Annotated in this window: 29 protein-coding genes; 7 read left to right on the plus strand and 22 right to left on the minus strand. The window is 52.3% G+C overall.

Annotated features, from left to right (window positions below):
* Nucleotides 1–17 precede the first annotated feature (17 nt).
* Complete coding sequence (locus AAIG26_RS23350; RefSeq protein WP_343182143.1) at nt 18–125, plus strand: flagellar protein FlhE; 108 nt, start codon at nt 18–20, stop codon at nt 123–125.
* Between the two features lie 57 nt (nt 126–182).
* On the opposite strand, the gene fliT is transcribed toward AAIG26_RS23350, so the two are convergent.
* Genes fliT through fliD form a run of 3 tightly spaced genes read right to left on the minus strand, consistent with a single transcriptional unit; the run spans nt 183 to nt 2446 of the window.
* Nucleotides 183–521, minus strand: coding sequence for a flagellar protein FliT (gene fliT / locus AAIG26_RS23355; protein WP_020454846.1), 339 nt, complete (start codon nt 519–521; stop codon nt 183–185).
* Nucleotides 514–921, minus strand: a complete 408-nt coding sequence (gene fliS / locus AAIG26_RS23360) for a flagellar export chaperone FliS (RefSeq protein WP_020454847.1) — start codon at nt 919–921, stop codon at nt 514–516. The genes fliT and fliS overlap by 8 nt, the downstream gene beginning before the upstream one ends.
* Nucleotides 922–967: 46 nt before the next feature.
* A complete protein-coding gene (gene fliD, locus AAIG26_RS23365; RefSeq protein WP_020454848.1) occupies nt 968–2446 on the minus strand; it encodes a flagellar filament capping protein FliD in 1479 nt (492 codons plus the stop codon).
* 537 nt (nt 2447–2983) lie between these two features.
* Here fliD and AAIG26_RS23370 point away from each other — a divergent pair.
* The 3 genes from AAIG26_RS23370 (at nt 2984) to AAIG26_RS23380 (ending at nt 5198) form a co-directional block, all read left to right on the plus strand.
* Nucleotides 2984–4243 (plus strand): FliC/FljB family flagellin, encoded by a 1260-nt coding sequence (locus AAIG26_RS23370; RefSeq protein WP_160269020.1) that lies wholly within the window; start codon nt 2984–2986, stop codon nt 4241–4243.
* A gap of 211 nt (nt 4244–4454) precedes the next feature.
* Nucleotides 4455–4847: an MW1434 family type I TA system toxin gene (locus AAIG26_RS23375; RefSeq protein WP_343181588.1), complete on the plus strand. Its 393-nt coding sequence runs from the start codon at nt 4455–4457 to the stop codon at nt 4845–4847.
* Between the two features lie 24 nt (nt 4848–4871).
* Nucleotides 4872–5198, plus strand: a complete 327-nt coding sequence (locus AAIG26_RS23380) for a hypothetical protein (protein ID WP_343181589.1) — start codon at nt 4872–4874, stop codon at nt 5196–5198.
* A gap of 82 nt (nt 5199–5280) precedes the next feature.
* Here the strand turns inward: AAIG26_RS23380 and cheW are convergent, their stop codons facing one another.
* From cheW to flgB, 19 genes are all read right to left on the minus strand, one after another.
* Complete coding sequence (gene cheW, locus AAIG26_RS23385) at nt 5281–5790, minus strand: chemotaxis protein CheW (protein ID WP_020454851.1); 510 nt, start codon at nt 5788–5790, stop codon at nt 5281–5283.
* Between the two features lie 37 nt (nt 5791–5827).
* Nucleotides 5828–7828 carry a chemotaxis protein CheA gene (gene cheA, locus AAIG26_RS23390; protein ID WP_343181590.1) on the minus strand — a complete coding sequence of 667 codons (2001 nt, stop codon included), beginning with the start codon at nt 7826–7828 and terminating at the stop codon, nt 5828–5830.
* Nucleotides 7829–8788, minus strand: coding sequence for a flagellar motor protein MotB (motB, locus tag AAIG26_RS23395; protein ID WP_343181591.1), 960 nt, complete (start codon nt 8786–8788; stop codon nt 7829–7831).
* The gene (motA, locus tag AAIG26_RS23400; protein ID WP_020454854.1) at nt 8785–9675 is read right to left on the minus strand and encodes a flagellar motor stator protein MotA; all 891 of its coding nucleotides are present in this window, start codon (nt 9673–9675) and stop codon (nt 8785–8787) included. The genes motB and motA overlap by 4 nt, the downstream gene beginning before the upstream one ends.
* 73 nt (nt 9676–9748) lie before the next feature.
* Nucleotides 9749–10300: a flagellar transcriptional regulator FlhC gene (gene flhC / locus AAIG26_RS23405; protein ID WP_020454855.1), complete on the minus strand. Its 552-nt coding sequence runs from the start codon at nt 10298–10300 to the stop codon at nt 9749–9751.
* Nucleotides 10301–10313: 13 nt separating this feature from the next.
* Nucleotides 10314–10661, minus strand: coding sequence for a flagellar transcriptional regulator FlhD (gene flhD, locus AAIG26_RS23410; protein ID WP_020454856.1), 348 nt, complete (start codon nt 10659–10661; stop codon nt 10314–10316).
* A gap of 185 nt (nt 10662–10846) precedes the next feature.
* On the minus strand, nt 10847–11575 hold the full coding sequence (locus AAIG26_RS23415) for an RNA polymerase sigma factor FliA (protein ID WP_343181592.1): 729 nt from the start codon (nt 11573–11575) through the stop codon (nt 10847–10849).
* A gap of 129 nt (nt 11576–11704) precedes the next feature.
* On the minus strand, nt 11705–13366 hold the full coding sequence (locus AAIG26_RS23420) for a methyl-accepting chemotaxis protein (RefSeq protein WP_343181594.1): 1662 nt from the start codon (nt 13364–13366) through the stop codon (nt 11705–11707).
* Nucleotides 13367–13471: 105 nt separating this feature from the next.
* Nucleotides 13472–14395, minus strand: coding sequence for a flagellar hook-associated protein FlgL (gene flgL / locus AAIG26_RS23425; protein ID WP_020454859.1), 924 nt, complete (start codon nt 14393–14395; stop codon nt 13472–13474).
* A gap of 47 nt (nt 14396–14442) precedes the next feature.
* Complete coding sequence (flgK, locus tag AAIG26_RS23430) at nt 14443–16083, minus strand: flagellar hook-associated protein FlgK (protein ID WP_020454860.1); 1641 nt, start codon at nt 16081–16083, stop codon at nt 14443–14445.
* Between the two features lie 101 nt (nt 16084–16184).
* Nucleotides 16185–17144: a flagellar assembly peptidoglycan hydrolase FlgJ gene (flgJ, locus tag AAIG26_RS23435; RefSeq protein ID WP_343181596.1), complete on the minus strand. Its 960-nt coding sequence runs from the start codon at nt 17142–17144 to the stop codon at nt 16185–16187.
* Nucleotides 17144–18262, minus strand: a complete 1119-nt coding sequence (locus AAIG26_RS23440; RefSeq protein ID WP_020454862.1) for a flagellar basal body P-ring protein FlgI — start codon at nt 18260–18262, stop codon at nt 17144–17146. Before AAIG26_RS23440 ends, flgJ begins: the two co-directional genes overlap by 1 nt.
* A gap of 3 nt (nt 18263–18265) precedes the next feature.
* On the minus strand, nt 18266–18925 hold the full coding sequence (locus AAIG26_RS23445) for a flagellar basal body L-ring protein FlgH (protein WP_020454863.1): 660 nt from the start codon (nt 18923–18925) through the stop codon (nt 18266–18268).
* A gap of 103 nt (nt 18926–19028) precedes the next feature.
* Complete coding sequence (flgG, locus tag AAIG26_RS23450) at nt 19029–19811, minus strand: flagellar basal-body rod protein FlgG (RefSeq protein WP_017459383.1); 783 nt, start codon at nt 19809–19811, stop codon at nt 19029–19031.
* Between the two features lie 23 nt (nt 19812–19834).
* Nucleotides 19835–20581, minus strand: a complete 747-nt coding sequence (locus tag AAIG26_RS23455) for a flagellar basal body rod protein FlgF (RefSeq protein ID WP_020454864.1) — start codon at nt 20579–20581, stop codon at nt 19835–19837.
* Between the two features lie 12 nt (nt 20582–20593).
* Nucleotides 20594–21793 (minus strand): flagellar hook protein FlgE, encoded by a 1200-nt coding sequence (flgE, locus tag AAIG26_RS23460; protein ID WP_343181597.1) that lies wholly within the window; start codon nt 21791–21793, stop codon nt 20594–20596.
* Nucleotides 21794–21838: 45 nt separating this feature from the next.
* Entirely contained in the window at nt 21839–22552 is a 714-nt protein-coding gene (locus tag AAIG26_RS23465; protein WP_160269001.1) for a flagellar hook capping FlgD N-terminal domain-containing protein, read from the minus strand.
* Between the two features lie 10 nt (nt 22553–22562).
* Nucleotides 22563–22967, minus strand: coding sequence for a flagellar basal body rod protein FlgC (flgC, locus tag AAIG26_RS23470; RefSeq protein WP_020454867.1), 405 nt, complete (start codon nt 22965–22967; stop codon nt 22563–22565).
* A gap of 5 nt (nt 22968–22972) precedes the next feature.
* Complete coding sequence (gene flgB / locus AAIG26_RS23475) at nt 22973–23383, minus strand: flagellar basal body rod protein FlgB (RefSeq protein WP_017459378.1); 411 nt, start codon at nt 23381–23383, stop codon at nt 22973–22975.
* A gap of 281 nt (nt 23384–23664) precedes the next feature.
* On the opposite strand from flgB, the gene flgA reads away from it, so the two are divergent.
* The 3 genes from flgA to flgN all read left to right on the plus strand — a co-directional run bounded on the left by flgA (nt 23665) and on the right by flgN (nt 25198).
* Nucleotides 23665–24366 (plus strand): flagellar basal body P-ring formation chaperone FlgA, encoded by a 702-nt coding sequence (gene flgA, locus AAIG26_RS23480; protein WP_343181598.1) that lies wholly within the window; start codon nt 23665–23667, stop codon nt 24364–24366.
* A 68-nt stretch (nt 24367–24434) separates the two neighbouring features.
* Nucleotides 24435–24734, plus strand: a complete 300-nt coding sequence (gene flgM / locus AAIG26_RS23485) for a flagellar biosynthesis anti-sigma factor FlgM (RefSeq protein WP_020454869.1) — start codon at nt 24435–24437, stop codon at nt 24732–24734.
* A 17-nt stretch (nt 24735–24751) separates the two neighbouring features.
* Nucleotides 24752–25198: a flagellar export chaperone FlgN gene (gene flgN / locus AAIG26_RS23490; protein WP_020454870.1), complete on the plus strand. Its 447-nt coding sequence runs from the start codon at nt 24752–24754 to the stop codon at nt 25196–25198.
* The last annotated feature ends 588 nt before the right edge of the window (nt 25199–25786 follow it).

The raw sequence follows: 25786 nt of genomic DNA on the forward strand, positions 1-25786 counted from the left end.
GGACAAATGCTGTTCCGCTGACGGCGAATGGTGAGTTCCGCTTTATCTACTCCGTCAACAGCCCCGGCCAGCTAAGACCGGCGCTCAACGTTGTACGTAATCAGTTAACCGTAAATTATCGCTAATCAGAAAAACGAAAGGCTATGCGGACAAATGCTGTTCCGCTAGCCTTTTGGGGATGATTAATGCAGTGAAGGGGCTTGATGTTGGGAATAAAGCTGACTGCAACGGGCACCACGATGTATGGAGGATAAATTCTGTTTGAGAGTATTAAGACGCGCCTGTAAATTCCGCGTTATTTCCGCTTCATTCGCCAGCAATTCTTTTAACAGTATCTTCAATTCGTCTTTCACCATCATTGAAAGCGCATCGGTACTATGATTTAAAATATCCTGCTTCTTAATAACATAATCCGATGCGACTTCAACGAAGTCATCCCAGCGAGCCTGTTTCGTCATCTCCAGCATCGCTACGTTCATTTCAAATAATTCATGGTAATACTGCAAAATACTCTCAGCCATAACGCACTCGCTTCTGTACCGGCTCAATCTCTTTCCATGTGGCGGCCAGTTTCATTAACAGGCTGTCGACATGTTTTAACGGCTCAGGTTCGTTACGCAAATTCGCTTCTAATAACGTGCGCGACATATATTCGTACATCTGTTCGAGATCGGCGGCAATATGCTGACCTTTTTCATGATCGAGCGCGGCACGCAGTCCGTTGTCGATAATATTAATCGCTTTAGAAATCATTTTTCCGCGCTGGGCAACGTTGCCTTTTTCAAAATAGATAGAGGCTTGCAAAATAGCGCTGTGGGCGCCATCAAACAGCATGGAAATTAACTGATGCGGTGTCGCGCCCGCTAATTTGCTTTGCAGTGATACCTGCGCATAGGCATTAGTGCCCTGAGATGCATACATATGCGGCTCCTGAAAGCAGGCCGTCAGGCCTGCTGATAACAAAAAATTAAAGAGTTGCAAGCAGCGAGGACAACTGGCTGCTCATGTTGTTCATGTTCGACATCACGGTATCCAGATTCTGGAACTCGACGCGATAACGCTCAACCTGGGCGTCAATCAGCTTCTGCGTTTTGTCGATCTGGGTCTGGGCGATTTTGGACTGGGTTTCCAGACTCTCGGTCGCGGTATCAATTATACCGTCGGTCTTGGTTTTGCTATCGCCGAGGTACTCTTTCAGAATCGAACCCAGCGACGTCGCCAGCCCTTCGTTCGCGCCGCGACCGGAGAACATGTTCGCAATCTGCTCCGGGTTGTCGGCAATCGCTTCGTCCAGCGTATCTTCATTCAGAGTCATCTGACCGGTCTGGGCATCAATCGAGATACCGAGATCCGCCAGTGATGCATAAGTGGCATCCGCATCGCCGTAAACACCGTTCACCGCAGAGCGAACTTCACTCACCAGACCGCGCAGGGTGGAATCGCCCATCAGCGCACCGCTCTTGGAACTCTGCGTGGCAACGTCTTCATCGCCAAGGCCGGAGGTATCCGCGGCGACATATTTACTCGCGGCAGAAGTCTTATCCAACAAGGCGTTGTATTGCTTCACAAAATCTTGCAGGCTGGTTTTAATCGCCGAGGTATCGCTGGTCAGCGTAAGCTGCTCAGATTCGCCGTTTTCCGAGACTTTTTTCAGGTTCAGCGTCACACCATCGATGATGTCCGTGATGTTGTTGGTTGAACGCGTATAGTCAGAGCCATCGACGCGCAATTTCGCGTCTTTCGCATCGGAAACGGAGACCATGTTATCGGTCTGGCCCGGGTCGTTAACCACCTGGCCCTGATCGTCAATATGCTGGCCGCCATTCGACGTATCCAGCACACCGGCAAGCGAAGCATCGCCGGTAACTTTGACGCTCATCTGCCCGTCGGAGCCGGTTGTTTTCGAGCTCAGTACCAGCTGATAACCGTCATCGGTGCGCTGAACGGATGCGCTCACATCGCCTTTCTCTTTATTGATTGCTTTCGCAATCTGGTTCAGCGAGGTTTCATCATCAGCCAGCTCAACGTCCATCGTTTTCCCGTTGTTCTGGGTAATAGTGATGGTGCGCGTACCGCCAGAGGTTTTCGCACCGAGTGCGGTATCGGCATCGGTTTGCGGCTGGGTTTTCAGTTTATGCGCGGTGGCTAACTGCGAGATCGTTACCGAGTGGCTGTCGGCTTGCGCGCCGGTGCCCGCGACAGCGGAAAAGGCTTCGTTAGCGCTGACGGTCATTTTGCTAAACGCATCGCCGCCCATGGTGGTGACGCTTTTTTGCAGGTTCGACAGCAGGCTTGAAATCTGGCCCCAGGCCGAGATTTGCGAGTCGTACTTTTTTTTCAGGTTGGTATACGGCGTCAGGCGCGTTTGTTCGCCCGCTTTCAGCTGATCCAGCATCGACGCCGTATCAATCCCGCCAGTACCAACCCCTAATGATGATATAGCCATTTCTTCTCCTGTCGGAAATGTATATTTGCGGTAATTCTCTATTAAGCTATCGGCGCGGGAAAATAAAAGATGAATTTTTTACTTTCATTCCCCTATAAAGGAAGCTCCACTTTTCAGCGGCTATTCTCAACAATTCAGGCCGTTTACAAAAGGGCAAACACCGTACATAAAGAAGCGAAAAACCATTCCTGATAATTAGCGGCAAAAATGACGGCAATTTATCGCTTTGCGTGCAACAAAAACGCCTTCCTTATATAGCAGAGATGCCCCATTAAAATTCAAAGAAAAAATCCAAAAAAGTAATTAGGCAAAATACGCGCGGTTTTGCGGGCAATTTAAAACATAAACGGCAAAGGCGCATAAAATATCAACGATATAGCACCAAGATCCCATGAAAAAACAAAAAACGGCCAGCGAATAAAAAAGTTTTTCGCGCAAAAGATTTTAGTCATTTTTTATAAGGCCGATTTATTAAGTATGCGAACGAAATGACGCATAACCATACTCTGTATAGTAAATTGTGTATAAGGAAACCCCATGTCCCAGGTTATTAACACCAACGCACTCAGCCTCGTCGCCCAAAACAACCTGAATAAATCTCAGGGCTCTCTGGGTACTGCAATTGAACGTCTGTCTTCTGGTCTGCGTATTAACAGCGCAAAAGACGATGCCGCAGGTCAGGCAATCTCTAACCGCTTCACTGCGAACATCAACGGCCTGAGCCAGGCTTCCCGTAACGCCAACGATGGTATCTCTCTGGCGCAGACCACTGAAGGCGCGTTGAACGAAATCAACGACAACCTGCAGAACATCCGTCGTCTGTCTGTACAGGCGCAGAACGGCACCAACTCTGATTCTGACCGTCAGTCCATCCAGGACGAAATCGACGCGCGTCTGTCTGAAATCAACCGTATCTCTGAACAGACTGAGTTCAACGGCGTGAAAGTGCTGAGCAAAGATCAGAGCCTGACTATCCAGGTAGGTTCTAACGATGGTCAGACTATCGATATCGAACTGAGCAAAATGGATGCAAGCACCCTGGGTATGGACGGCTTCACCGTTGCTGATGGCGTTGATCCTGCAACCCTGACTGCAAACACCGGTACCGTTAAAGTGGATAGCGGTCTTGATTATGACGTAACTAACTTTACCGACACCAAAGGTACTACCCCGGCAACTTCTATCGACGATATCGTTGAAGGTGACGATGGTAATGTTTACGCAAAAATCGGTGCAAACCTGTACGCAGCGACAACTGACACCACCACCGGTGAAATTACGTTTAACTCCACCACCGCTGCAACTGGTGTGAACGCAGTCGGTAGCCTGGCTGGTAAAGACATCATGAAAGACCAGGCTATTGACACCACCGCTATCACTGGCGCAGGTGGTACGTTAATGGAAGATGGTAAAGGCAACTACTATGTGGATGACGGTGCTGGCAACCTGACCAAAGCAGAAATCGATACCACTAACTGGACTGCAAATGACACCGGTAAAGCTGTTTCTACCGATCCGGCAACTACCGATCCGCTGACCAAAATCGACGACGCGCTGGCTCAGGTTGACGAACTGCGTTCTGGTCTGGGTGCGGTACAGAACCGTTTCGCTTCTGTTATCAGCAACCTGAACAACACCGTTAACAACCTGTCTCAGTCTCGCTCTCGTATTCTGGATGCTGACTTCGCTTCTGAAGTTTCTGAAATGAGCCGCGCGAACATCCTGCAGTCTGCTGGTACCTCTGTACTTGCTCAGGCTAACCAGGTTCCGCAGAACGTACTGTCTCTGCTGCGTTAATTTCTGGTGTTTCCGGCAGGCTCCGGCCTGCTTTTTACCCACCCGCCCATTCGCCCGGGCGGGTTTTTTATTGCCTGCAATTTACCCCTCACTTCCTATCAGTAATAACCGCCCTGCACCGCGCTGACTAAAACGCGTTATCAGAACCTTCATCTACCTTTTATTTCCGCGCTGGCTCTCTTTTTTCTATTCCGTTTAAAGGAGAGTAGTCATGGCAGATTTAACCGCACCAGAAGGTTCATTCGCATGGGCAATATTACAGCTTCAGGCTGGTAACCGGGTCAACAGAGGCGTATGGCATGATGCAGGAATGTACCTAGTCAGAAATCCAGGCTTAACAGAGCAGGTGGTAGTTGAAAATGACTGGCGTGCGGCGGCAGGTATAACGGTTGGCACACCATTTAACTATTTGCCCAATATCGAGCTATGCAATGCGCAGCAGGATTTTGTTCCCTGGGTTGCGACACAGGAAGACAGGGAAGCGACGGACTGGAACGTTGTTGGTGGGGTTGGTGAACCTGGCAACAACGGGAAAGTGATAGTTGATTTGGAGGTTATCGTTCTCACCGGAGGAGAGGGAGAAACATATGCAGCTAAAAGTTAGGTAACGATTATTCAGGCACCTGAGTTGATTGCTAATGTGGTGAATTTCAGGACGGGGTATCTACCTGAACTCACCCCCGCTAAATGCCACTTCGCCATATTCTTTACCACCAACACTCTTGAAAATAATGAGCCATTAGCGGCTGACAATATTGCAGGAATACATGTCCTGCCTGGTGATACTGCTTATTACCTTTCTCATGGCTTTAGGGTTGAGGCTTTTGCCGCGACGAATGAACATCTGGTACTTTTTTACTTTGACGACGTTAAAACCAGCAATGATGCCTACAACATGCACCAGTATCTGAAAAGCCAGATGGGCAGAATGATTCGGGTTTATATCACCTGGTGATCACGTTGCGAATAAGCAAAAAAAAAGCCTTTCCGTCAGGAAAGGCCCGTAAGGTACAGCGCGTATAAAAAGTAAAACAAAATTAGCTAAATGAGGTCTCGGTCGCGCGCTCAATCAGCTCCATCTCTTCGCTGTTCAGCAGCTTTTCAATATCGACCAGAATCAGCATGCGCTCATCAAGCGAACCAAGACCCAGCAGATACTGCGTGGAGAGCGTGACGGTATATTCCGGCGCAGGTTTGATCTGCTCGGCATTGAGCGCCAGCACATCGGAAACGCCGTCAACCACAATCCCGACCACCCGGCCGCTGTCGAGGCTCAGCACAATCACCACCGTATTGTCGTCAAACTCGGCGGAAGCCAGTTCAAACTTCACGCGCAGATCGACAATCGGCACGATGACGCCGCGCAGGTTGGTCACACCGGCAATAAACGCAGGCGTGTTGGCGATGCGCGTAACGCGATCGTAGCCACGGATCTCTTGAACTTTGAGGATCTCAATGCCGTACTCTTCATTGCCCAGGCGGAAGACCAGGAACTCATTACCCGTGTTATCACCGGTTAACTGTTTGTCTGTGTTAGATAAATTCATTTCTTAACCTTTTTAAAAACTGATGTCAGGCGTTGTCTCAGTTCGCCCTGGCGCTTTTTGCCAGCGTCGTTAGAACCGCGACATCCAGAATGAGCGCAACGCTGCCGTCGCCGAGGATGGTCGCCGCGGAGATACCCGGAATTTTGCGGTAGTTCTGCTCAAGATTTTTCACCACCACCTGGTGCTGACCAACAAGCTGATCCACCAGTAAGGCGTAGCGGCTACCGGCGCTCTGCACAATGACGGCAATCCCTTCGCTGATGTCGTAGTTTTCATCGTGAATACCAAACAGCGTACCCAGCTCAACTAATGGCAAATACTCTTCGCGCACCTGCAACATGCGTTCGCCGCCGGTCATCCGGTGCAGCGTATTTTCCGAAAGCATCAACGATTCCATCATGCTGCCGAGCGGCAGAACGTAGATTTCCGGGCCAACACGCACCGACATCCCGTCGAGGATCGCCAGCGTGAGCGGCAGAATGATGCGGATCTTCGAGCCGCGCCCCTGCTCAGAATGGACAGCCACATGCCCGCCCATTTCCTGAATATTACGGCGCACCACGTCCATACCAACCCCGCGGCCAGAGACATCGGTCACTTTTTCCGCCGTGGAGAAGCCCGGCGCGAAAATCAGCATCCAGACATCTTCATCGCTCATATTGTCGCTGATGGTCATGCCCTGCGCCTGCGCGCGCGCGAGGATCTTCTCGCGGTTCAGACCGGCACCATCATCGGTCACTTCAATGATGATATTGCCGCCGTGGTGTTCCGCCGAAAGGATCAGATTGCCTTTGTCGGCTTTACCGTTGGCGCGGCGCACATCAACCGGTTCAATACCGTGGTCGAGGCTATTACGCACCAGGTGCGTCAGCGGATCGACAATCTGCTCGATCAGGCGCTTATCCAGCTCAGCAGAACCGCCGACCAGCGTCAGTTCCACTTCTTTATTAAGCTTACCGGCCAGGTCATGTACCAACCGTGGGAAGCGGCTGAAGACATACTCCATTGGCATCATGCGAATCGACATCACCGATTCTTGTAAGTCGCGCGCGTTGCGTTCGAGCTGCGCAATGGTGCTGATCAGCGTGTCGTGATTGGTGGAATCAAGCACGCCGGAAAGCTGCGAGAGCATCGCCTGGGTGATGATAAGTTCGCCCACCTGATTGATTATCTGGTCGACCTTCTCGACCGCCACGCGGATGCTGCTGGCTTCTGTCGCTTGCGGGCGCTGACGGTTATTTTCCGGGCGTGTCGCGCGCGCTGCTGGTACTGCCGGTGCCGCCACCGCGTTAACCGGCGCAGGCGTGGGTGGCGCAGGTTCGTTGGTTGTAGCAACGGTTTCGGCTTCGGCCGGAGCGGGCTCAATGGAAATCTGTTCCGGTTCGAGCACAAAACACAACACCGCCAGAATATCGTCCGGGGATGCGGTGGTGTGCAGCGTCAATTGCAGGCTCTCATTTTCAGCCTGCAACTGGCTTACGCGGCCTAAATTGCCCATTTCATCGATTAGCGGCTGGCGATCGTCTTCTTTGATTTTGCTCAGCACGATACGCAGCCGCTGGCCGTCTTCGCCAGGTGTCGCAGCCACTTGTGCGACCACGGTTTCGGCGGCAACAGGCGTGGCTACGTCTGTGGAAACCGCAGCAGGAGCCGTGCCGTCGAGCGCTATCTGACGCAGCGCTTCGCAGATATAGTGAAATGTCTCCTCATCGGGCTCGGCGGAAGCTTTATAGGCATCCAGTTGATCCTGCATAATATCTTTGCTCTCCAAAAACAGATCGCGAATAGGGCCGGTAATCGTCAACGTACCGCTGCGTACATCATCCAGCAGGTTTTCCAGGATGTGCATGGTTTGCTGTAACACAGTGAAACCAAAGGTGCCCGCACCGCCTTTTATCGAGTGCGCAGCGCGAAAAATCGCATTCAGAACTTCTCTGTCCGGCGAGTCGAGATCCAGCTCCAGCAGATACTTTTCCATATCCGCCATCAGCTCATCCGCCTCGTCAAAAAAGGCCTGATAAAAATCGCTTATGTCCACTTACTTAATCTCCTCAGGACCGCTTTTTACCGTAGGTTCAACTGCCACTGCGCCGCTGCTCTGTACCGGCGCATCGGTGGCCGATGTACTCTGGCGCGCCGGGGATGAAACCAGCGTGTCGCGCAAAAGCACATCTTCTTGCATGATCTGTTTCTCTTTCTGCTGGCTCAGCACCAGGATACTGATACGGCGGTTGATCGGATCGGCCGCGTCGGAACCGGCCTGCATCATGGTGTCCGCCGTACCGACAACGCGGATAAATTTATTGCTGGCAAGCCCTGCACCCGCCAGGATGCGCCGCGCCGCGTTTGCACGATCGGAAGAGAGCTCCCAGTTGCTGTAGCCCTGCTCACCGTTGGCATAAGGCAGCGAATCCGTGTGGCCGGTCACAATGATGCGGTTCGGCATGTCGTTTAACACCGGCACCAGCGCCTGCAGAATATTCACCATGTAGCTTTCCGGTGTCGGCCGGCCTATCTGGAACATCGGGCGATCCGCGCTATCGGTGATTTGGATCAGCAATCCGTCATCGGTCAGTGAAAGCCGCAGGTTGGAGGTGAAGTTGTTCAACCGCGGATCGATTTGGATCAGACTTTCCAGTTTCTCCCTCGCCCGCTTCAGATTGACTTCACTCTTCTTCGCGTCCAGTTTTTGCAACGTCTTTTTAAGGACTTCGCCATCCTGTTTGATAGGGTCATCGCCGCCGCCGGGAATAACGCTGTCGCTGAGGCTCGCTTTATCACCCTGCGCCAGCGTGGTTTTAATCGGCATTTTGAAATATTCCGCGATCTGCTGGCGCTGCTCCGGGCTGGAAGAAGAGAGCAGCCACATCACCAGGAAAAACGCCATCATTGCGGTCATAAAGTCCGCATAGGCGATTTTCCAGGAACCGCCGTGAGAACCATGCTTTTTATTGATGGATCTGCGGACAACAATGGTAGTGGCAGACTTCTTACTCATGCCGACTCACCCGAAGAGGACGAAGAGCTTGAGGTGCGCACTTCGCGAACGTGATCTTCCAGTTCCGCGAAGCTGGGACGTTCCGTGGAAAAGAGGGTTTTGCGACCAAATTCAACGGCGATCTGCGGCGCATAACCGTTCATGCTGGAAAGCAGCATCGTTTTAATGCACTCAAGCATTTTCAGGTGTTCCGCACTATGCTGACGCAGCAGCGTCGCCAGCGGCAGCACCATGCCGTATGCCAGCAAAATACCGAGGAAAGTACCCACCATGGCGTGGGCAATCAGCGCGCCCAGTTCCGCTGCCGGACGATCGGCGGCCGCCAGGGCGTTAACCACCCCCATTACCGCCGCCACGATACCAAACGCAGGCAACCCGTCGCCGATGGCGTTAAGGCTGCTCGCGGGCACTTCGTGCTCGTGCTCGCAGGTCTCAATCTCTTCATCCATCAACGCTTCCATTTCAAAGGCGTTGGTATTCCCGCTCACCATCAGGCGCAGGTAATCGGTGATGAAGTTCATGATTTCACTGTCGGCCATCAGCCGTGGATAGGCAGAGAAAATCGGGCTGTTTTGCGGATCTTCAATATCGTTTTCCAGCGATACGAGGCCATTCTGGCGGCCTTTCGCCAGCAACAGATACATCATCGCCAGCAGATCCATATACAGCGCTTTGGTGAAATGGGAGCTTTTAAACAGGCCAGGAAATGCTTTTAAGGTGGCCCGGATCGCTTTACCGTTATTTCCGACAATAAAAGCCCCCACGCCCGCGCCGCCGATAATTAAAAATTCGGTCGGCTGAAACAGGGACGCGAGATTGCCGCCGCTGAGGGCAAAGCCGCCAAATACGGTCGCGAACACGACGATATAGCCAATAATGACTAACACTTCAACTCCTTAATAACTCGATAATCATTGCGCAACACTAATAACGGGCTGCGCGATGAAGATGTCGCAGCTTTTATTCCGATTGACTATGCGAACACGTCAGTTCGGGGGCGGCTTTTTTAATGGCCCGCGAGGGTGGAAAACACAAACAGCAGGTAAATGTCGCGCTGTTATTTTCCGGCGTGGTAATAAAACGCCCGCCACAAATGCTGCACTCAGTGTGTTTAACCATGCCGCAGTCAATAAACCGCAGCAGCGTCCAGGCGCGCGTTAAACCCAAAACAGGCTTTTTCTCTGTACCGTTGAGACTGTTTTCCAGATACAGTCGATAGCCTTTCAGCATTATTTCAACGGGACGCCCCGATTCCGTCTTTTGCAAATAACAATAAATGTTATAAAACATTGACGAATGAATATTTTGCTCCCACGCCATATACCAGTCGGTGGAAAACGGGAGCATGCCTTTCGGCGGCGAACAGCCTTTGAGTTCTTTATACAGTTTTAATAATCTTCTGCGGCTAAGATTGGTTTCACTTTCGAGAACCTGCATCCTGGCGCCAAAAGAAATCAATTCCATGGCAATTTGCGCATCCCTGATTTCTGACATGATGCTTTTTTCACACATACAAACTCCGCTGTCAGGATCTCGAAGGCTCTTTCCCAGAAAGAGAATTAAGCAAATCAGTGGATAAAATGATTCCGGTATGGATACTTTGCAAAGCATCAATACGGGAATCTTTGGTTAAACAGTCAATGACTGTTTCATTATCAATGCGTAACCGGCAAATAAGCTGACCGGTTGACGAAAGTTTAATAAGTTGTGGAAACGTTAAGCCTTTCACAATATCGATCGTGGCGTCACTTAATCCAAGGCGGAACTTTGCGGTAAAGCGGTCCTCATGAATTAAGCGCTGCGCCAATAACAAATAAGAAAGGTTCAAGTCCCGGATACATTGTGTCGGCTCATTAAAACTTGTTACGTTCATTACCATTCCCCTTGTATAAGGTAATCCATACTGCAATTACCGTCCTTTTGCTGTGTAACCACTATGTAACAACTTTAATGCCGATCTTTAGTTTAAGAAATCAAGGTGAAACGGAAATAATGAACCCAGTAAGGAAAGCCGACCGAATCAATAATTAATCGGAGTAGGATTTTCCTGATATCTGATTATTCCCAGCCTCTTCCTTCCAGACGCGCACGTAAACGTTTGATGGTTTGACTATGCAACTGGCTGACGCGCGTTTCGGTAATACCCAGCAGTGAACCAACCTCTTTCATATTCAACTCCTGTTGATAATATAAATTGAGTAGCATCTGCTCGCGCTCAGGAAGTTCTCTGATCTCCTTACTGATCTGCTTTGTTAAATCGCCTAACAGAACATCATTTAGCGGGTCAAGATGGTCCTGTTCCATTTCTGACAGCTCAACACCATCTGCCAGTAATTCCTGCAGCTCGTCGAGTGAACAGAGCATGCTGGTATTAGTATCAGATAATACTTGCTGATATTCCTGCAAGCTCATACCTAATTCAGCAGCGACGTCCGACTCGCTTGCCACACCACCAGCACGTTGCTCAACGCGCATAATGGCAGAAGAAACTTCACGGGTTTTACGACGAACGCGACGAGGTACCCAATCGTGTTCACGTAATTCATCCATAAAGGCCCAACGTAAACGCTGCGCAATGTAAACCGTGAGTTTGACCCCTTTTTTGGGGTCAAACTGTTCTATTGCATCCAGAAGCGCAATGGCACCCGCCTGAATAAGATCGTCAATATCAACACTTGACGATAATTTAGACTGCATCTTTAACGCTTCGTAGCGAACCAAATAACCATATTTGGTCCATAACTGGTCTTTCTTAATTAACCCGTCAGGGCTATATAATCCATTCACTATTACAATTTCCGGGATGATAATAATTGACTAAAATTATTATCGATTATCGCCAATTCAAATAGCATGATAAGCAATCGGAAAGTGGAACATATCGTGACTTTATTTCCCCACGAAACCCACAGCTAATTAAAATGTTTCCCAGTCGCCTTCCATTTTCTTGGCAGGAACATAATCTCGCTTGGCAGTGGTAATAACAGGGCGCAATGTTTCGCTGTTATTTCGTTCACGAGCGACGGCAGAAACATGGTTCTCATTAACGGTAAACTGAGCGACAATTTGTTCCAGCTCGCTGGCATGTTCTTCAACGCTGGTTGCAGTTCGCGCGGCGTTTTCTACCATGCTGGCGTTCTGTTGGGTAACCAGGTCCATTTCATTAACCGCCTGCGCAATTTGGTTAATTCCCGTGCTTTGTTCATCCGATGCTGAGGTAATTTCCGCCATGATGTCGGTTACCTGAATGACGGATTTCACAATTTCCTGCATAGAAGAACCAGCCAGTTCCACTTCCTGGGAGCCGATGTTCATATTGGCAACACAGGTGTTGATCAACTGGCGGATCTCTTTCGCCGCGTCGGCGCTGCGTTTCGCCAGGTTACGCACTTCACCGGCGACAACCGCAAAACCACGCCCCTGCTCACCGGCACGCGCCGCTTCAACCGCCGCGTTAAGCGCCAGGATGTTGGTCTGGTTAGCAATGCTATCAATTACGCTGTTGATGTCGGCAATTTGACGGGAGTTTGCCGTAATTTCCGTCATGATCTTATCAAGATTGGTCATCACTTCACCGCCTTTCTGCGCGCTGACGCTGGCGCTTTCAGCCAGTTGCTGCGCACTGTGGGCGTTGTCGGCGTTCTGACGCACGGTGATTTTCAGCTCTTCCATGCTGGCCGCCGTTTCCTGCAGAGCGGACGCCTGCTGCTCAGTGCGCGAAGAGAGATCGTTGTTGCTGGTGGCGATTTCCTGAGCGTTAGAGTAAATCTGTTTCACGCCGCGACGGATACCATAAACCGTGTCGGTCAGCGACTGGCGCATGTGCTCAACTTCCAGCAGCATTTGGCCGATTTCGTTAAGCGCACCCGCTTCAATTTTGCTGCTCAGATTGCCTTCAGCAATAGACTGGAAAGAGGTAATCGCTTGTTCCAGACGGTTAAAGATGGTGCGTTTCAACCAGATACGCGAACCCACTGCGATGATAATCGCTAATACCAGAGCCAGGAAAGAGACAAAGGTCATACGCTGGGTGTCGTTGTGCGACGTTTCGCTAAAACCGCCAACCAATTGTTCGGCATACGCTAAATATTCTTCGGAAGCGTCCTGCAGCGCGACACGCATTCTGGCTTCAGAAATAATATTTCCGGAATAACCTGTTGGGTTGCGAATAAATTCTACCTTCTTACGTGCAGCTGCCAGCACAGTTTCAAAGTGTTTTTGAATATTCGCGGCAATAGTGCGCTCTTCTTCCGTTTGAAAAGGCGTGGACATAAATTTATCCATTTGCTTTTCGGCGTTATTCAACATGCTTACTGCCCGGTCAATACCGCTTTGCTCAAGTGGTTCATTGAGCATGGTGGCCAACATACCGGCATTAATATGTGCCATCCCGCCAGACACACCAACGATTGCGCTGTTTAACATATCAATATTGGTGTTGGTCATAACGGCATCGTCGAAGTTTTCCGCTGTCGATTGGGAACTGGTCAACGCGTAAGCAGATATCACAACAATACAAGCAATTAACAACCCAAACAGGATATTAATCCCGGTGGAAATTTTTAAGTCTTTAAACATAATGAAACCTAACTAAAAAAACAGGGTGAAATATCTTTTCGCAGATAGTGATTCACACATGCGGGGTGAATAAAAACCCGTCAATAATGACGGGCCTGTAATGCGTTATCCCATAACTTTAAATATGGAAAGTTGCTGCATCGACTGAAATACGGTCATGGACGAATTGAGCGCGAATTCCGACATTTTTGATTGCGACAATAACGTAATCATCGAATCCCAATCCGAACCTAATGTTTCCTGCAACCGGCTTTGCACATTGATATTTTGCGTTTCAGAGCTGAAACCCAGGGCTTCAAGTTGCTGCATATTGGTACCGACGGTGGCGCGAACCTTACCGAGGTTATCAATGTTTTTCTTAACGCTGATGTTGGTGCTGTCCAGCGTGGTTTGCAAAGCCTGGCGATCGGCATCGCTGGTAATCGGCTGCTGCAGTTGCGTAATAGCCGCGTCCAGCGCTTTGAACAGATCGTCTGGCGTACCGCTCATAAAGACATCGCTGCCGGTATGCCCCACCTGCATTTCCGTGCTGTCGGAAACCACCTGCGTCATCGCGGTATCACCGCCGACATAGCTACCGTCTTTCTGGAAAGGCGCGGCCCCGGTTTTGTAACCGGCGAAGATGTAGCGACCGTCGCTGTTTTTGGCGTTCGCCAGATCCAGCAGGTTGTCGCGAATACCCTGCAACTCCTGCGCCAGCGCCGTGCGATCTTCGTCGGAGTACGTACCGTTACCGCCGGCGACAATTTTCTGCGTCAAATTTTTAGACAGCAGATTAGAGATAGAGTCCAGCGTGCTATCTTCCTGGCCCAGCGCATCCTGCGCGTAGGTGCGCGCCGTGTCGTACTGGCTCATTCTGGATAACGCGTTCTGCAAAATAACCGCCTGCGACGCGCCCGACGGATCGTCGGAAGGCTTCAGCAGCGTTTGCCCGGCAGAGAGGCGCGTGGACAAATCGTTATAACCGTTCATGGCATCCGACAGGCTATCAATACGGTTTTGAAACATGTAACTGGTGCTAAGACGCATCGTTTATTCCTGACTTTTCATTGAGTGGCCCGGCTAACCGGGCGTACTTAGCGAATACTTAACAACGTGTCGAACAGGGTGGTCGCCGTCTGTAAAACTTGCGCGTTCGCCTGGTAATACTGAGAAAACATCTGCAAATTGACGTACTCCTCATTGATGTCGACACCGGATACCGACTGCTGCTGAAGCGCCCACTGGTCATAAACATTCGCCGAGGTGCTCATGTCCGCTTTCAGCCCGCTGACCGAAGAACCGACTGAGCTGACAAGGCTTGCGTAAGCGCCAGACAGCGTCATGCCGTTCACCACTTTTTCATCCTTGATGCCAATCATCGCCAGCATGTTTTCGTTATCGCTCTGATCGGCCGGATCGGGAGATTTCGCCGCCGCAATCTGATCGCCATCGGTGATCGCCACGGTGATGTTATCCGCCACGCCATCGGTCGGGTTCAGCGTAAAGCTGTCTCCCGGCTGCGGCGTACCGCCAGGGGTAATCGTGATCCCTTCGAATTCCAGTTCGCCATTGCCGCCAATGGTCGGCGTGATGGTGCGGCCGTCGGCGGTGGTGATGCTCCAGTCGGTGCTGGCTGGCCCGTTAAAGGTCAGTTCGTAGTTTTCCGATTTCACCGCAGGGATATCGGCAAAACTGACATCCAGCGAACCGGTGCCGGTGTTGTTGATATTGCCGATGGCTTGCGGCTTGCCGATATTGAAAATATCGGCGCCCGCATTACCGTCGAGGTCGTAACCCTGGCCGTTCACTTCATTGAACGTGTTGGCCATTTGCAGCGCCAGCTGGTTCAGCTGATCGCGCGCGGAGACCAGGTCTTCGTTGCGGAATTTGAACAGCCCGCCCAGCGCACCTGTGGTTTTGCCTTCGTCGAGCGGCAGGGCGTTGCCCGAAGCATCAACGTACGCCACCACGGTTTTTGCCGGGTTGCTTTCAGATGCGCTGGCCTGTAGTTCATAGGATTTGCCGCCGCTGACCAGCGCCATGCCGTTTTGCATGGAAACACTCACCGCGCCGGTATCGGTATTTTCTGTCACCTTAATACCGAGCTTCTCGCTCAACTGGCCTAATAATTGGTCACGCTGATCGAGTAAATCCGCAGGCATACCGCCGGTCTGACCGTGGATCTTTTCAATTTGCTTATTCAGCGACGCCAGCTGTTTGGTATAGGAGTTAATATCATCAACGGTCTGTTTAATTTGCGTGTTGGTGCTCTGCTCCAGACCATTTAATGTTTTGCTGCTGCTGCGATATTGGTTAGCAAGAGCATTTAATTCAGCCATAACCCCCTGGCGAGCCGCCGGGTCAACGGGATCTTTACTGACCGATTCCATGGCTTTGAATAAATTGTCCGTGGTCACGGAAATATTGTTGGTGCTATCGCCAAGCATGTTATCAATTTGGCTAACCTGCTCGTAACGGCTATTAAGGGAATAAAATTCCGTTGCCGCACCGCGCACCTGGTTGGTCATAAAACCATTATAAGCGCGCTGAACGTCGCCTACTTTTACGCCATAGCCGAAGAAACCATAATTGGTGGATTTGCCACCCGCTTCGCCCAGGACAATATTCTGGCGGCTGTATCCGGCAGTCGTCGCATTTGACAGGTTATTCCCCACCACATTCAATGCATTCTGCGCAGCGTTAAGCCCATTCTGGGCCAGGTTGATTAAATTCATATGTTATCGATCCTAACCAGAGGAGGAGGTAAGACGCCCCTGATAAAAGTAGCGCTCTCTTATATTTATCGGCCTTGCAAAATTTCACTAAAGCCTGACGGTTAAAATAATGAAGAAAAATCTGACGAATAAGCTTCAGCCGCCTGATTCACGTTATTCTTCACTTGCTGAATGATGCTGATCAATTTTTTCGCATAGGCGGGATCGGTTGCATATCCGTCAGACTGCAACGCTTTTGCCGCTATTTCCGGCGATTCAGATTTCACAACATTTTTATAACGCGGGCTACGACTTATTAACGACGTGTAATCTTCCAGCGCCTCGGCATAAGAGGAATAAACTTTAAATTTGTCTTTTATTTTTTGCGCGACGCCACCTTCATATTCCGTGGTGGTGATTTCCGTGGTTTCACCCTGCCAGTCTGCCGTGGCTTTCACGCCAAATAAGTTATGGCTGGGTTTACCGTCGCTGGTCATAATTTCGCGTTTACCCCAACCAGATTCCAGCGCCGCCTGCGCAATAATTAATTGATGCGGAATACCGCTTAAACGCGCGACCGCCATCGCGGGCGCCATCATGCGGGAAATAAAGCTGCCACCCGGAACTGCCGGTATTTCTGCCTGCGCCGTGGCGGCTTTTTCCGCCGGCTGCTCGTCGGGCTCAACCGGCTGCAAACGCAGCGGCACGCTGATAAAGCGTGCCGGGCTGATATTAAGCGGCACTTCACGCGTCGCGGTGACATTTTCCACTGTTGAGGCGGGTTTACCGGTCAGTTGTTGCACCATCAGATCGGCAAAGCCCATTTTTCCTTTATCGGCGATGTTCTGCGACAGCTGCTGGTCATACATCGAGGTAAACATCTCCGACTGCTGCGTATTAAACAGGCCGTCTTTGAAGGAGGCCTGGCGCATGCTCTTGAGCATCATCTGCACGAACAGGCCTTCCATCTGTTTCGCCACCGCCTTTAGCGCATCCGGAGCGTCGTTGCGGGCGGCCAGTTTCAGCTTGTCGAGGCTGTGCGCGTCAAACGCCGCCCCCTGAGTCATTGCCGGGCCGATCATCAGTTAATCTCCAGACGAGCATGCAGGCAGCCTGCGGTTTTCATCGATTGCAGGATCGCCATCAAATCATTTGGCGATGCGCCAAGGCTGTTTAACGCACGAACCACATTGTTCAAATCGGTGCTGGTGTTCACGCGTTGCAGGGAGCCGTTTTGCTCACGCACGGAAAGCTGCGTGTTTTGCGTGACCACCGTTTGCCCGCCTGCCAGCGGCGTATTCGGCTGATTCACCTGGGTGTTGTTAGCGACTTCTACCGTCAGATCGCCCTGCGCAACCGCACAGGAATCGAGGGAAACATGGCGGTTCATCACCACCGAGCCGGTACGCGAGTTGATGATAATTCGCGCATCGCCCGCATCCACGCGCAGCGGGATATCCTGCACTGTTGCAAGGAAACGCACACGCGCGGCGCTGTCGGCAGGTGCGCGCAGGCTAATGGTGCGCGCATCTTCCGCAAACGCGGCACCCGCGAAACGGCGGTTGATGGCATCGCTCACCTGTTGCGCTACGGTGAAATCATCTTCATTAAGCTGGAGCTTGAGCGAGCCTTGTCCGGCAAAGTTCGATGGCACTTCACGTTCAACCGTTGCGCCGCCGCTAATGCGCGCGCCATTGAGCTGGTTCACCTGCACCCGGTTGCCACCGGCCTGCGCACCTGCGCCGGAAACCAACAGGTTCCCCTGCGCCAGCGCATAAATCTGGCTATCCGCGCCCTTCAGCGGGGTCATCAGCAGCGTGCCGCCGCGCAGACTTTTCGCGTTACCCATTGAGGAGACCACCACGTCAATTTGCTGACCGGCGCGGGCAAACGGCGGCAGTTCCGCCGTCACCATTACCGCCGCGACGTTTTTGAGCTGCATATTCACGCCCGCCGGCACGGTGATACCGAGCTGCGAGAGCATATTGTTCAGGCTCTGGGTGGTGAACGGTGTCTGCATGGTCTGGTCACCCGTACCATCAAGCCCGACAACCAGGCCATAGCCCATCAGGGAGTTGCCGCGCACCCCTTGCAGGGTGGTGATATCGCGGATCCGCTCCGCGCTGGCCTGCCCGGCTACCAGCGCAGACAGACAGCACACCAGCGCCAGGCAGCGGGTTAAGAAATTCGTTTTCATCATCAATCAAAAAGGTGCAAGGTTAAGGAACATGCGCTGCAGCCAGCCCATTTGCTGCGCTTCGTTGATATAGCCATTACCGACATACTCGATGCGCGCGTCCGCCACCTGGGTGGAGATAACGGTGTTACTGGCGCTGATCGTGCGTGGGTTCACGATGCCGGAGAAGCGGATAAACTCAGTCCCCTGGTTAATCGCAATCTGTTTTTCGCCGACAACCGCCAGGTTGCCGTTTTCCAGCACCTGTTTCACCGTCACGGTGATGGTGCCGCTAAAGGTATTTTTCGCCGCCGCGCCGCCTTTCCCGGCGAAGTCATTCGTTCCACTGATCGACGCATCGGCTTTGCCGTTGCCCACCAGACCGGCCATAAAACCGGGTACGCCGGCAACGCCGACATCGGTGGAACCGTCACGCGAGGCACTCGCCGAGGAACTTTTGCTGGCGCTGACATTTTCCTGCAGCGCAATGGTCAGCGTATCGCCGACGTTACGTGGGCGGCGGTCTTCAAACATCGGTTGATAACCATAATTCATCGCCTGCCCTGTCTGAAAAATCGAGCCATTCGCGGTAGCGGCAGCGACCGGTGCAGGCATAGCGGAGGTTTCGCCCCCCACCAACGGTTTTTGCGGGATATAGGCGCAGCCGGTAACTACGGAAATCAGCATAAAGGTCGTTGCAAAACGACAAAGCGTACGTACAGAGCAAGGGTGATTGGTCATCTCATTCACTACAGGTAAAGCAGCCGCGAGCAACGCCCGCGGCCAGGGATCAAAGTTGGGTCAGTCGTTGCAGCATCTGGTCGGACGTCGACACCGCTTTACTGTTAATTTCGTAGGCGCGCTGTGTCTGGATCATGTTGACCAGCTCTTCTGCGACGTTAACGTTCGAGGTTTCGACGTAGCCCTGTTTCAGGGTGCCCGCGCCGTTTAAACCCGGTGTGGATTCATTCGGTGCGCCAGACGATTGCGTTTCGCGATACAGGTTTTCACCAATGCTTTCGAGGCCGGAATCATTGATAAACGAGCTCAGCGTCAGCTGACCCACCTGCTGCGGCGCGGTCTGCCCCGGCACGGTCACGCTGACAATACCGTCGTTACCGATGGTCAGGCTTTGCGCGTCCTGCGGGATGGTGATCGCCGGTTGCACCTGGTAACCGCTGGAGGTCACCAGTTGTCCGTTCTGGTCAAACTGGAACGAACCGTCGCGGGTGTAGGCAGTGGTGCCATCCGGCAACTGTACCTGGAAGAAACCGCTGCCCTGAATAGCGACGTCTTTGCTGTTGTTGGTCTGCGTCAGGCTGCCCTGGCTGTGAATACGCTCGGTCGCGACCGGGCGAACACCGGTACCCAGCTGTAAACCAGAAGGGATGGTGGTCTGCTCGGAAGACTGCGCGCCCGGCTGGCGTAAGGTCTGATAAATCAGATCTTCAAACACCGCACGCTGGCGTTTAAAGCCGTTGGTGCTGACGTTCGCCAGGTTGTTGGAAATCACATCCATATTGGTTTGCTGGGCTTCGAGGCCGGTTTTCGCAATCCATAAAGAACGGATCATGGTGTTTTTCTCCTTACCGGGGCTTAACCGGCGCTCAGTAACTGGTTAGCTTTTTGTTCGTTATCATCAACGGTGGTGATGACTTTCATGTTCATGTCAAAACCGCGCGCGGTGGCGATCATGTCCACCATCGATTTCACCGGGCTGACGTTGCTGCCTTCCAGCATGCCGGGCATCAGGCGCAGATCGGCATCGGCAGGAAGCACCTGTGCCGCAGCCGGATCGGCGACATGAAACAGACCGTCGTCGCCATGTTTCAGCGTGTTCGGTGTGGCGTTAACCATTTTCAGGCGCGCCACCTGCGCCAGCGCTGAAGGCTCATCCCCTGCGCCCAGCGCGGTGATAGTGCCGTCCGCCGCGATAGTCAGTTCCGCCTGCGGCGGTACAGCTACCGGGCCGCCGTCACCGAGTAGCGGCATACCGCGCACCCGCAACTGGCCTTCGGCATCCACTTCGATGTTGCCATCTTTGGTGTAGCCTTCACTGCCATCGGGCAGTTGCACTGCCAGCCAGCCGTTTTGCGGCATGGCCACATCCAGGCTGCGCCCGGTGGCCTGCATCGCGCCCATGGTGTTGTCGCTAAACGGCGTGGACTCCGCCACCATGGTGCGGGTTTCTATCGACGGCCCCTGCACAGGGATCGCGCGAAACGCCGCGATCTGCGCACGAAAACCGGTGGTAGAAGCATTCGCCAGGTTGTTAGAGGTCACCGCCTGGCGGTTAAGGGCCGCGTTCGCGGCCCCCATTGCGGTATAAATCGCGTGATCCATGAAGCGCTACTCTTAACCCAGGTTAACCAGCGTTTGCAGAAGCTCAGACTGGGTCTTGATAGTCTGAGAGTTGGACTGGTAGTTACGCTGGTAAACAATCATGTTCACCATCTCTTTACTCAGATCCACGTTGGACGCTTCCAGCATGTTGCCGCGCAGCGAACCCAGGTTACCGGTGTCGGCAATACCAATCACCGGCTGGCCCGATTCCGGGGTTTCCGTCCAGCAGTTGTTCCCCGCCGACTGGAGTCCGCCCGGGTTGGTGAAGTTGCTCAGCACTACCTGGCCCAGCAGCTGGTTTTCACCGTTGCTGTAGGAGGCGATGATCTGGCCGTTATCACCGACGGTGTAGCCGTTCATCAGTCCCGGCGGGTAGCCGGTGGTGCTTGGGCTGTCCATGGTGTTTTCCGACGCCTGCTGAGAAAGACCGGAAAGATCGAGGTTGAAATTCAGCGCCGCCCCGCCCTGGTAAGCGGCACCCACCACCGGCAGATTCGCCGGGTTGGTGGTGAGCTTGCCGGAGGTATCAAACGTCAGGTTGACGGAGCTGGTGGTGCCCGGCGACGTGGAGTCTACGGAGTAAGCCGTCCACTGGTTATCCGCCGTTTTCACGTAATAGACGTTGATCGCATGCTCGTTGCCCAGGCTGTCATAAGCGTTAACCTGGGTGGAATAGCTGTAAGATTTGCCATCAGCCGGATCGAAAGGCGTTACCGTGACAACGTCGTTACCGGAATTCAGGTTACCGGAAATGGAACCTGCGTCAGAGGCACGCGCCGGCATCTGCCCGGTCGGGATCTGAATCGGCCCTACCGGTGCGCCCTGCTGGATCTCAGGCGGGGTACCCGTTGCCATATAACCGGTCAGGCGCATGCCCTGGTTATTGACGACGTAGCCATTTTCATCGCTCTGGAACTGGCCATTACGGCTGTAAAATACGCGACCCGCTTCGGTCACCATGCGAAAGAAGCCATTGCCCTGGATACCCATATCCAGCGGGCTGCTGCCTGCGCCAAGTACGCCATCGCTGAAGTTCTGGTTCACACCAGCAACCTGTACGCCCATGCCGACCTGAGAACCGGCAAACACATCGGCGAAAGCCACAGAACCTGATTTAAAACCGACCGTTTGTGAGTTGGCGATGTTGTTACCTACAACATCCAGCGCCTGTGAAGAGGCGTTTAATCCACTAAGACCTTGAGAAAAACCCATGTGATAAATTCCTGTGCGCGGGTTGCGCAAAATCCAAACTAAAAATTACTCGATGAGGTAAACGTCACTCAGCGAGGCGGTACCATTAACACCCAGTTGCAGTACCGCCCCTGAGTTGGTGAAGGAGACGCTCTGCACTTTCGCCGGTTTCAGCGCGGTAATGGTTGGCGTGCTGCCGTCGGCGTTGGTGGCCGAGAACGACACTTTGAAGTTCGTGTCGGCCTGCAAGCGCGGATCGCTCGGCTGGAAATCGTCAAAATCATCCAGCGAGTACTGATGCACGCCCGCGTCCACATTTTTCAGCTTCGCGGTATAGGCGTTACCGGCCGGATCGGTCAGCGTGACGGTGACTTCATCCGCCGGGCTGTTCAGGGAAAGCCCGACTTTCTGGTTTCCGCCCTGCGCGGTGGAAACTGAAGGTTCGCCTTCAACCATGATGTCGCGGCCTACCCAGTCAGCGGAGTTCATCTGCTGCATACTGGCGACCAGCGTGCCCATGCTGTTCATGGTGGTGTTGAGCTGCTCGACACCCGCCGCCGTGTTGAACTGCGCCAGCTGAGCAGTCAGCTGGTTGTTGTCCATCGGGCTGGTGGGATCCTGGTTTTTCATCTGTGCAACCAGCAGCGTCATAAAGTTATTCAGCAAGTCGTCGGCGCTGGAGCCGTTACCAACGCTGGTATTACTGGTGTTATTAGCCCCGGACGACGAGGTGGTTTTCGTCGTCGTGGCGCTTTGGGTCATGACCGGTGAAATTGCCATCGTTTAATCCTTACTGGCCCAGCGTCAGCGTTTTCAGCATCAGGTTCTTCGCCGAGTTCATCACTTCGACGTTGGCCTGGTAGCTGCGGGATGCAGAAATGGTGTTGACCATTTCACCCACCACATCGACGTTCGGCATATGCACATAACCTTTGTCGTCCGCCAGTGGGTTTGCGGGTTCATAAACCAGTCTGTCCGGCGCAGTGGATTCCGTAACACCGCTCACTTTCACCCCGCCAATCTCCTGACCGGCGGAGTTATCGACATTGAAAACCACCGACCGCGCGCGGTACGGTTTACCATCCGGACCGGCAATACTGTCGGCGTTCGCCATATTGCTGGCACTGACGTTAAGTCTTTTTGATTGGGCAGCCATTGCCGAACCTGAAATATCGAAAACACTAAACAGCGACATGAAAATTATTGACCTTGGTTAAGGGCACTCGTTAAACCTTTTATTTGAGCGCCGAGAATCGTTAGACTCGTCTGATATTTGACATTGTTGTCAGCAAAATTAACGCGTTCACGATCCATATCGACAGTGTTTCCATCAGCTCTTGGCTGATCGGGAATACGATAAAGTAATTGACGATTGTCCGTTTTCGGCGCTACGCCAGGAATATGTTTCCCGGCTGTTAAACTTAGTGTTAATGGATGACGCGTTTCCTGCTGCATTGCATTTTTCAATTCTTTCGAAAAATCAATATCTCGCGCCTTGTATCCCGGCGTATCGGCATTCGCGATATTGGACGCTAAAATATCCTGCCGCCGCGACATCAGGCTTAACGCCTGCTGCTGGAAACGCAATTCATTATCAAGTTTATCAAACATGAAATGACTCGCTTACTTCGAAATTGATTACGGGGCATAGTCTAAGAGACAACCTAATAAATCTATACCTTAAAAATCCGACAGAAGTAGACGCATTTAGCCAATTCACTTTCGCTTAATTTGCCAAAAAGAAGCTTATATTTAAAAGTTGAAATATCAATGCAGTGAAATGCTGTCAAAACTGACGGCATTTAATTGATAAGAAAATAGCCTTCCTGAATTACAATAAAAAAATATTAATCCTATTGCTCTTTTATATTATAAGGCAGGTTTATCCCATTATGCCGCAGTCCCTTATCAGGTCGCTTATCGTGATTTTCGCGCTCTGCAGCCCGTTCTCACCGGCTTTTGCCAGCGCGCCGGAAAATAGCGATCTCGAAGCCAGGATCGCCACCTTGCTGGCCGCGGACAATAAAGAAACAGAAAATCAGCCTCAGTTGCGCATTAACATTCTTACCCCAGCGGCCAAACTCGCCGCATTATGCGCACAGCCGGATTTACGCCTTTCTGGCCGCTCCGTGCGCCTGACCGGCCGGCGCAGCGTCATCGCCAGATGCGGTAAAAAACAGCAGTTCATTCAGATTCAGATTAGTGCCACCGGCAGGTACTGGGTGGCAACGCAGACGCTGAAACCGGGGCAGATTATCGGCGCAGAGGATATCCAGCCCGTGAGCGGCGAACTGGATCGTTTACCGGCCGGTTTATTGCTTGATCCGCAGCGCATCATTGGTAGCACGCCCACGCGCATCATCCAGCCGGGGTCGCCGCTGGCGGACAACCAACTGCGCCGCAGCTGGGCGGTGATTGCTAATCGCACTGTCGAGATTACCGCGCCGGGCGACGGTTTTCTGATCCATGCCAAAGGAAAAGCGCTGGATAACGCGGCACTTGATGAAAGCGTCAGAGTACAGACGCGCACCGGCCAGGTGGTGGTCGCCACCGTAACAGGACAAGGCCAAGTGAGCATTAGCCTGTCGAACTGATTTCAGTTTTATTTTCCCCGTGCCGATATCTTTAATACAGAGCCACCGCATAGAAAACCAGGATCCGTATGAACATTGAACGCACCCGCCAGGCCACTCCTATTCAGGCAACCGGCACTCAACAACCGCTCGTTGAGACCAGAGTCATGAATGATGAGCCAGCGCAATCGGGGAAAACAGACGCCCAGCAGGCTGGTACGCAGGTCAAACTTAGCCAGCTGACGCAGCAAATAAAAAATGACGGCAGCCGTGATATTGATACGGAACGTCTTGCCGCCATTAAAGCGAAGATGGATGCAGGTGAACTCCACCTGGACAGCGATAAAATCGCCAGCGCGTTGGTACGCGACATCTTTCGATTCTCATAATCTCAACGTGCACGTGAATGATGGAAAACTTACCCGTAATTCTGAACAAACTGTATAAGCTGCTTGGTGAGCTTGAAGCGACCCTGGTGGAAGAAATTGGTCAGCTTAGCCGCGCCCAGATCAACCCGGTTTCGCTGCAAGTGATCTCCGACAACAAGAGCCGTTTGTTGTCGGCGATTAACTTTTATGATGAGCAGCGCAAGCAGGAAGAGAAACAGCATAAGCTGACGTTTCCCTATCCGCGCCACTCCGAACTGGCCACGCTTTGGGATCGTATTACCGTGGTGGTGCGAAAATCGGCTGAGCTCAACCAAAAGAGCTATCAGTTGCTGAACATGCATATGAAGAAGATGAACGACTTCAAAAAGATTGTCAGCCAGACGGCCACCACCACGCAGCTTTATGGCGAAAGCGGAAGCCGCAGCAATGATGCTTCGGGTAATGTTTACCGCATTTCCGTGTAACGCGACGTCTTCTCTGTGCAGCATTCAGCATTAACACCATGTCATAGCGACTTACGCGCCCGTGTTGTTTCCCGCGCCAGGTTCGGAAGTGATTCTCTGCTTCCGCGCCTGGTGTGTATCTCCTGCCCGTGCCTGGTGTGTATGTCCTGCCCGTGCCTCACGCGTTGCCCCTGACGCATATTACCTGAACTCTCTTTGCGCGGATTTTCTGCGCATCATCTCCTGTATCCGTTCGGCATAGCCTACCGACGCGGTGATTGACCTTTCTTGCGGGCTGCGGGCTGGTATTTCATTCCATTGGTTTCTTCGGCGTGCTGTCGGGCAGGTGGTCGATGGCTAAGCCAACTCTTTTCTTAACCCGGATCTTCTCTTCTGTGCTGTTAGCTGGCGTTTAGTTTCGGCGTTTTCCTCTGTGTGGCATTCGTGTGCCAAAGTCAGCACCTTTCTTCTGCGCTGTTAGCTGACTTCCAGTTCCGGTGTTTTCTTCTGCGTGACGTTCGGGCGCGAAAATCAGCACCTTTCTTCTGCGCGGTTAGCTGGCATTCGGTTCCGGCGTTTTCCTCTGCGTGGCGTTCGGGCGCGAAAATC

This window comes from Kosakonia sp. PSU_27, from assembly GCF_039409795.1.
In the GTDB taxonomy this organism is placed as follows: domain Bacteria; phylum Pseudomonadota; class Gammaproteobacteria; order Enterobacterales; family Enterobacteriaceae; genus Kosakonia.

Coding starts and splice junctions, on each gene's coding strand:
- fliT (WP_020454846.1), bottom strand. CDS start 521: ATGGCTGAGAGTATTTTGCAGTATTACCATGAATTATTTGAAATGAAC.
- fliS (WP_020454847.1), bottom strand. CDS start 921: ATGTATGCATCTCAGGGCACTAATGCCTATGCGCAGGTATCACTGCAA.
- fliD (WP_020454848.1), bottom strand. CDS start 2,446: ATGGCTATATCATCATTAGGGGTTGGTACTGGCGGGATTGATACGGCG.
- AAIG26_RS23370 (WP_160269020.1), top strand. CDS start 2,984: ATGTCCCAGGTTATTAACACCAACGCACTCAGCCTCGTCGCCCAAAAC.
- AAIG26_RS23375 (WP_343181588.1), top strand. CDS start 4,455: ATGGCAGATTTAACCGCACCAGAAGGTTCATTCGCATGGGCAATATTA.
- cheW (WP_020454851.1), bottom strand. CDS start 5,790: ATGAATTTATCTAACACAGACAAACAGTTAACCGGTGATAACACGGGT.
- motB (WP_343181591.1), bottom strand. CDS start 8,788: ATGAGTAAGAAGTCTGCCACTACCATTGTTGTCCGCAGATCCATCAAT.
- flhC (WP_020454855.1), bottom strand. CDS start 10,300: ATGTGTGAAAAAAGCATCATGTCAGAAATCAGGGATGCGCAAATTGCC.
- flhD (WP_020454856.1), bottom strand. CDS start 10,661: ATGAACGTAACAAGTTTTAATGAGCCGACACAATGTATCCGGGACTTG.
- AAIG26_RS23420 (WP_343181594.1), bottom strand. CDS start 13,366: ATGTTTAAAGACTTAAAAATTTCCACCGGGATTAATATCCTGTTTGGG.
- flgL (WP_020454859.1), bottom strand. CDS start 14,395: ATGCGTCTTAGCACCAGTTACATGTTTCAAAACCGTATTGATAGCCTG.
- flgK (WP_020454860.1), bottom strand. CDS start 16,083: ATGAATTTAATCAACCTGGCCCAGAATGGGCTTAACGCTGCGCAGAAT.
- flgJ (WP_343181596.1), bottom strand. CDS start 17,144: ATGATCGGCCCGGCAATGACTCAGGGGGCGGCGTTTGACGCGCACAGC.
- AAIG26_RS23440 (WP_020454862.1), bottom strand. CDS start 18,262: ATGATGAAAACGAATTTCTTAACCCGCTGCCTGGCGCTGGTGTGCTGT.
- AAIG26_RS23445 (WP_020454863.1), bottom strand. CDS start 18,925: ATGCTGATTTCCGTAGTTACCGGCTGCGCCTATATCCCGCAAAAACCG.
- flgG (WP_017459383.1), bottom strand. CDS start 19,811: ATGATCCGTTCTTTATGGATTGCGAAAACCGGCCTCGAAGCCCAGCAA.
- AAIG26_RS23455 (WP_020454864.1), bottom strand. CDS start 20,581: ATGGATCACGCGATTTATACCGCAATGGGGGCCGCGAACGCGGCCCTT.
- flgE (WP_343181597.1), bottom strand. CDS start 21,793: ATGGGTTTTTCTCAAGGTCTTAGTGGATTAAACGCCTCTTCACAGGCG.
- AAIG26_RS23465 (WP_160269001.1), bottom strand. CDS start 22,552: ATGGCAATTTCACCGGTCATGACCCAAAGCGCCACGACGACGAAAACC.
- flgC (WP_020454867.1), bottom strand. CDS start 22,967: ATGTCGCTGTTTAGTGTTTTCGATATTTCAGGTTCGGCAATGGCTGCC.
- flgB (WP_017459378.1), bottom strand. CDS start 23,383: ATGTTTGATAAACTTGATAATGAATTGCGTTTCCAGCAGCAGGCGTTA.
- flgA (WP_343181598.1), top strand. CDS start 23,665: ATGCCGCAGTCCCTTATCAGGTCGCTTATCGTGATTTTCGCGCTCTGC.
- flgM (WP_020454869.1), top strand. CDS start 24,435: ATGAACATTGAACGCACCCGCCAGGCCACTCCTATTCAGGCAACCGGC.
- flgN (WP_020454870.1), top strand. CDS start 24,752: ATGATGGAAAACTTACCCGTAATTCTGAACAAACTGTATAAGCTGCTT.